The organism is Phenylobacterium sp. (assembly GCF_036495085.1).
GTDB lineage: Bacteria > Pseudomonadota > Alphaproteobacteria > Caulobacterales > Caulobacteraceae > Phenylobacterium.
The window spans coordinates 1-4,485 of the sequence record NZ_DASXNL010000117.1; the positions used below are offsets into that span (position 1 = coordinate 1).

The following is a 4,485-nucleotide window of genomic DNA, read 5'->3' on the forward strand; positions in this document are numbered from 1 at the left end:
GGATACTCTATCGGTTCAGGGGTGGTTTACGGACACGGCCGCTTGCGCGGTAGGGGACAATGTAGGCTTCCCTTCGCCGCCCAGATGGCGTCGGACCTGCGCTACGGTTCTTGATGGTAGACGTCGAAGGCCGTCTCCTGAGGCGGAGACGCAAACCCCCCTGCGATGCCCTTGCTTATCGCCGGCATCAGGATCCCATCCCGGAACGCCTCCCAACTGGCCTTGGTCTCGTGGATCGCCACAATTGTCCATCCTCCGTCGGAAGGACCCGCGACGTGGTAAAGTTGGCCCTTGGGAAGAACGCTCCGGCCCGGGTGAACCGCACCGAGCGACGCCTCGTACTGCTCCTTCGTACCACCAGCAAAATAATGCACGATGCCGTAGGCCATTAAGTCCTCCCTCGCGTTCGTCGATCTCGCCGGTGGCGCTAACGGATTAGCGCCTAATGCCGCGCGCCACGCAATGACCGAGTTGGGGTCGAAAGCGGTGTTCCGCGTCACGGGCTATCCGATCTGTCGCCTTCGACCTGGGCCCTTTTGCATGGGTCGTCGTTCCGCGGAGATGGCGCGATCGCCTTGCGCGCGTTGGCGCCTCATTGTGCCGCTGCATGATGATTGATGCTCGCGGACGGCATCGTTCTGAGCGCACCACGGGCGACGAGGGGCGTCCCCGTTAAGGGGGTGGGTATCGGACCTTTGTGCCGGGCCGCAGAGGCGTCCAGGCCTTGGCGGCGGAATGCGACGCGACGAGGCGCGTCACTGTCAACGGCCGGACGTTTCTCGTTCCCACCGACGGTCTCCAAGTCAATTTTAATATCGGGCCTAACGGTCCCATTACGATCGCGTGCGATCACGCAGACATCGTCGGCATCCAGAACCTATTCGGCGTGGTTCCCGAACCTGCGACCTGGGCGATAATGTTAACCGGGTTCTTCGGATTGGGAGCTGTTCTGCGGCGACAGCGGAGCGCCCTGGCTTAGGCGCCGATCGTGGCCTGCTGCGACCGGGACGGATGGGACGAGGCCAAGCTATGGGGCACCCATGGACGGGTACGCTTGGGAGGACTGGTGGGAGCATTGGGGCAGCTCAGAAGCGAAGGCCTACGAGCTGTTGGACAATACGCATGTGTTCCCCGCTCGCCGCGGTTTCGCGCGCACTGGCGGACTCGTATTCGAGCGGTTCCCGAACCCGATGAGCTCGGCGCGCTGGATGGAGGCACGCAACCCGGTCTCGCTGTCCCTCCTGCAGGCCCGGCTGAACGAGCTCGACCTTCGGCATCGCGATCCGAAATGCCCGGCCTGAGGAGGTCGCATGGTGAGCGGCCGCGGGGCGATGGACGGCGTATCACGTCGCCGCGCAAACGGCTTGACCATCGCCTCGGTGAGCCCGATGGCCGCACGGTCCGCCTATCGCCGAGTTTCCCTTGCGCCAAGCGGCGCGAAGCGGACATTCCGCAGGTCAGCCGAGGGTGGAAAGTTCACGTCAGCCCAGGGTAGCGCCCTTCCAAAAAGCTCTCCGTTCGCTAGCGTCGATCCATGTGGGATCGACCCGCCCGAATTCTGGCCGCGATCGCCCTCGCCGTGTCGGCGGCTGTGAGTCCCGTTGGTGCGCCAGGCGCTCTCGCTGCAGCCCAGACCGCCGCGGAGACGCAGCCTTCCTCGGTCGAAGGCGTGACGGTCGTCGCCCCTCGAGCCGAACAGAGGAAGCTTCCGGCGCTCGTCGAGCGGTTTGTCGAGGCGCACGCGGCGACGGGCAGGATCGACCAGCTCTCCCGCTGGGCAACTCCCGTCTGTCCGGTGGCTGGCGGCCTGAGCCCGCCCTTCAACGACTATGTGGTCAGGCGCGTGAGGAGCGTCGCCGCGGCGGCGGGCGCGCCGGTCGAGAAGCATCCAAACCGCAACTTCGCCTGCAAAACCAACCTCCTGATCGTCTTCACCACTAAGCCCCAGGCCTTGCTGGACGATGTGCGTAAGCGACATCCCCAGCTCCTCGGCTTCCACTACGCGGCGCAGGCTGGGCGTCTTGCGGTCTTCGACCATCCTATCCAGGCTTGGTACATGACCGGCACGAAGGCTGAGGGGGGTGTCATCGAGGCCGACGATGAATTCACTCGGCTTCCCAGCGGCGCTGCCGGAAGCCATTTCAGCGCCCGCTTGGAAAGTCAGTTCATGGGTGTCCTGGTGGTGGTCGACAGCGGAAAGATCTTGGGCCACCAAATCGGACCCATTGCGGATTCTGTGGCGATGCTGAGTCTCGCCCGCCTCGATCGCGTGCAGGGCTGCAGCGCGCTGCCGACCATCGTCGATTTCCTGAATCCAGACTGCCCGCCAGGACCGGATCCCTCGGGCTTGTCGCAGTACGACGCGGCCTTTTTGAAGGGTCTCTACGCAACGGACGCCGAACAGTTCGGCCGCGTTCAGCGCAGCGCCATAGGCTCACGCATGCTGCACGACCTGGAATCTGCGCCCGCGCCGCCGAAGGACCGCTAGGGGGTCGATTCTCCCCGTTTGTTCAGCGCCGGAAACTCACCGTTGGACGACTCATTGCGACCGCGAGTCAGCGTGAGTCGTTTGGCTCCGACGCGTGCGCTATGCGCACCTGGATTCCTATTGAGCAGCAGGCACTCTCGTCACCGCCGCCGCCCTTGGAGAGGGCCTACGCAAACCCTGCTTGGCGTCGAGCTGCTGTGACGGTGTTCTGCAGCAGCACGGCGACCGTCATGAGCCCGACGCCGCCCGGGACAGGTGTGATCCAACCTGCGACCTGGCTCGCCTCCTTGAAGTGGACGTCGCCCACGACCTTGGTGCGGCCTTCGGCGGCCTTCACCGGGTCGTCGAAGGGTACGCGGTTAATGCCGACGTCGATCACCGCGGCACCCGGTTTGATCCAGTCGCCACGGATCATCCGCGGACGCCCCACGGCGGCGACCAGGATATCGGCCTCCCGGCAGACGGCCGGCAGGTCGCGTGTTCGCGAATGAGCGATGGTCACTGTGCAGTCGGCCTGCAGCAGCAGTTGCGCGATCGGCCGACCCACCAGCACCGAACGGCCAACGACCACCGCGCGAAGGCCCGTCAGGTCGCCGACCGTCTCGCGCAGCAGGATCATGCAGCCCAGCGGCGTGCACGGCGTCAGCGCCGGCTGGCCGCTCGCCAGACGCCCGGCGTTGACCACGTGCAGGCCATCGACGTCCTTGTCCGGATTGATCGCCGCAAGGACCGCCTTTTCATCAATATGGCCAGGCAGCGGTAGCTGGACCAGAATGCCGTGGATCAGCGGGTCGACGTTCAGCTCGCCAACCAGTCGCAGGAGGTCGTGCTGGCTGGTGTCCTGCGGCAGGCGATGGGTGACCGAGTGCATCCCCACCGCCAGCGAATGCTCGCCCTTCGAGCGGACATAGATCTGGCTTGCGGGATCATCGCCGACCAGCACGACGGCAAGGCCGGGCTGGAGGTCGTGGTTCGCGCGAAGTTCAGCCACCTCGGCCGCGACCTGCGCCCGCAGGCGTTCGGCGTAGATCTTGCCGTCGATGATGCGGGCGGGGCTGTCGGCCATGGGCGCTCCTTGGTCTTGAGCCCCGACTAGCCGTTCGAGCGAGCGGGCGCAAATCCGGCCTAGACGTTCAGGCTCCTGATCCACGCCGCCACCGCCCAGGCGTGGGACTCTCTGGTGAGCCGGGCGAGCGCCGCTTGCGGGCTCATCCAGACCAGCGTGTGGTCGTCCTCGATCTTCAGTTCGGGCGCCTCGGCCATTAGCTTGGCGGCGAAGAATGTCCCTCGCGTGTTGCAGGCATCCCCCTTCTCATTGACGAAGAAGTGGTCGGCGCGAACGACAGGGGTTTCAATGGCCACCTGCAGGCCCGCTTCTTCCCCGCATTCGCGCGTGGCCGCCTGCTCAGCCGTCTCGCCGGGATCAAGGCCGCCGCCCGGAAGGTCGAGGCGCGAACCGCCGCCCGAGAAGTCGACGCGAACGGTTGCGATCTCGCCCTCCCTGACAACGATCACGAAGGCGGCGGGCCGATCGGGATAGGCCCTGCCCGGCTCCGGTTTGCCGAACTGTGGAACTGCCATCAGTCGATTCCCATGAGAGCCGGAAAGGGATCGATCTTGCCGGCGATCACCGCGGCGACCGGAACCGGTTTCCAGCCGACCTCCATGTTGAGGCTCGCCTCCCAGGCGAGCACGATCAGATCGCGCAGCTCCGAGGCGCCGGCCGCCAACTGTTCAGTCGCCAGCGCCGGCCCTCGTGGATCGCCAGGCGCCATGCCGCCCGCCTTTTCCATTTCGTAGAACGGGACGACCAGCCGGCTGGTGGCGGCCAGGTAGTCAGCGGTCCGCTGCTCAATCGGGCCTTCAAATCTGCGGGGCGCAGAGACCTTTGCGGCCACGGCCGCCTCGGTGACGCTTGAACGCACAAGGTCACTCTCGAATGGGGCGTGCAGTTTGGCGTTCGAATAGCCGCCCGGGTTGGGATAATCGCCCCAGCC

The 4,485-nt window shown here is 65.6% G+C and carries 6 protein-coding genes and 1 pseudogene; 3 read left to right on the plus strand and 4 right to left on the minus strand.

Features of this window, described 5'->3' with window-relative positions; all coding sequences use genetic code 11:
- Nucleotides 1–101: 101 nt before the first annotated feature.
- Complete coding sequence (locus VGI62_RS13680) at nucleotides 102–389, minus strand: hypothetical protein (RefSeq protein WP_331505051.1); 288 nt, start codon at nucleotides 387–389, stop codon at nucleotides 102–104.
- A 497-nt stretch (nucleotides 390–886) separates the two neighbouring features.
- On the opposite strand from VGI62_RS13680, the gene VGI62_RS22455 reads away from it, so the two are divergent.
- The 3 genes from VGI62_RS22455 to VGI62_RS13690 all read left to right on the plus strand — a co-directional run bounded on the left by VGI62_RS22455 (nucleotide 887) and on the right by VGI62_RS13690 (nucleotide 2,488).
- The gene (locus VGI62_RS22455) at nucleotides 887–979 is read left to right on the plus strand and encodes a PEPxxWA-CTERM sorting domain-containing protein (protein ID WP_414695691.1); all 93 of its coding nucleotides are present in this window, start codon (nucleotides 887–889) and stop codon (nucleotides 977–979) included.
- A gap of 61 nt (nucleotides 980–1,040) precedes the next feature.
- Nucleotides 1,041–1,301, plus strand: coding sequence for a hypothetical protein (locus VGI62_RS13685; RefSeq protein WP_331505052.1), 261 nt, complete (start codon nucleotides 1,041–1,043; stop codon nucleotides 1,299–1,301).
- A 233-nt stretch (nucleotides 1,302–1,534) separates the two neighbouring features.
- Nucleotides 1,535–2,488: a hypothetical protein gene (locus VGI62_RS13690; RefSeq protein WP_331505053.1), complete on the plus strand. Its 954-nt coding sequence runs from the start codon at nucleotides 1,535–1,537 to the stop codon at nucleotides 2,486–2,488.
- A 166-nt stretch (nucleotides 2,489–2,654) separates the two neighbouring features.
- Here VGI62_RS13690 and folD read toward each other — a convergent pair whose 3' ends face one another.
- From folD to VGI62_RS13705, 3 genes and pseudogenes are all read right to left on the minus strand, one after another.
- On the minus strand, nucleotides 2,655–3,554 hold the full coding sequence (gene folD, locus VGI62_RS13695) for a bifunctional methylenetetrahydrofolate dehydrogenase/methenyltetrahydrofolate cyclohydrolase FolD (RefSeq protein ID WP_331505054.1): 900 nt from the start codon (nucleotides 3,552–3,554) through the stop codon (nucleotides 2,655–2,657).
- Between the two features lie 59 nt (nucleotides 3,555–3,613).
- Complete coding sequence (locus VGI62_RS13700; RefSeq protein ID WP_331505055.1) at nucleotides 3,614–4,069, minus strand: NUDIX domain-containing protein; 456 nt, start codon at nucleotides 4,067–4,069, stop codon at nucleotides 3,614–3,616.
- A pseudogene (locus VGI62_RS13705) lies at nucleotides 4,069–4,485 on the minus strand (S1/P1 Nuclease); the annotation flags it as partial. The pseudogene VGI62_RS13705 and the gene VGI62_RS13700, both read right to left, overlap by 1 nt.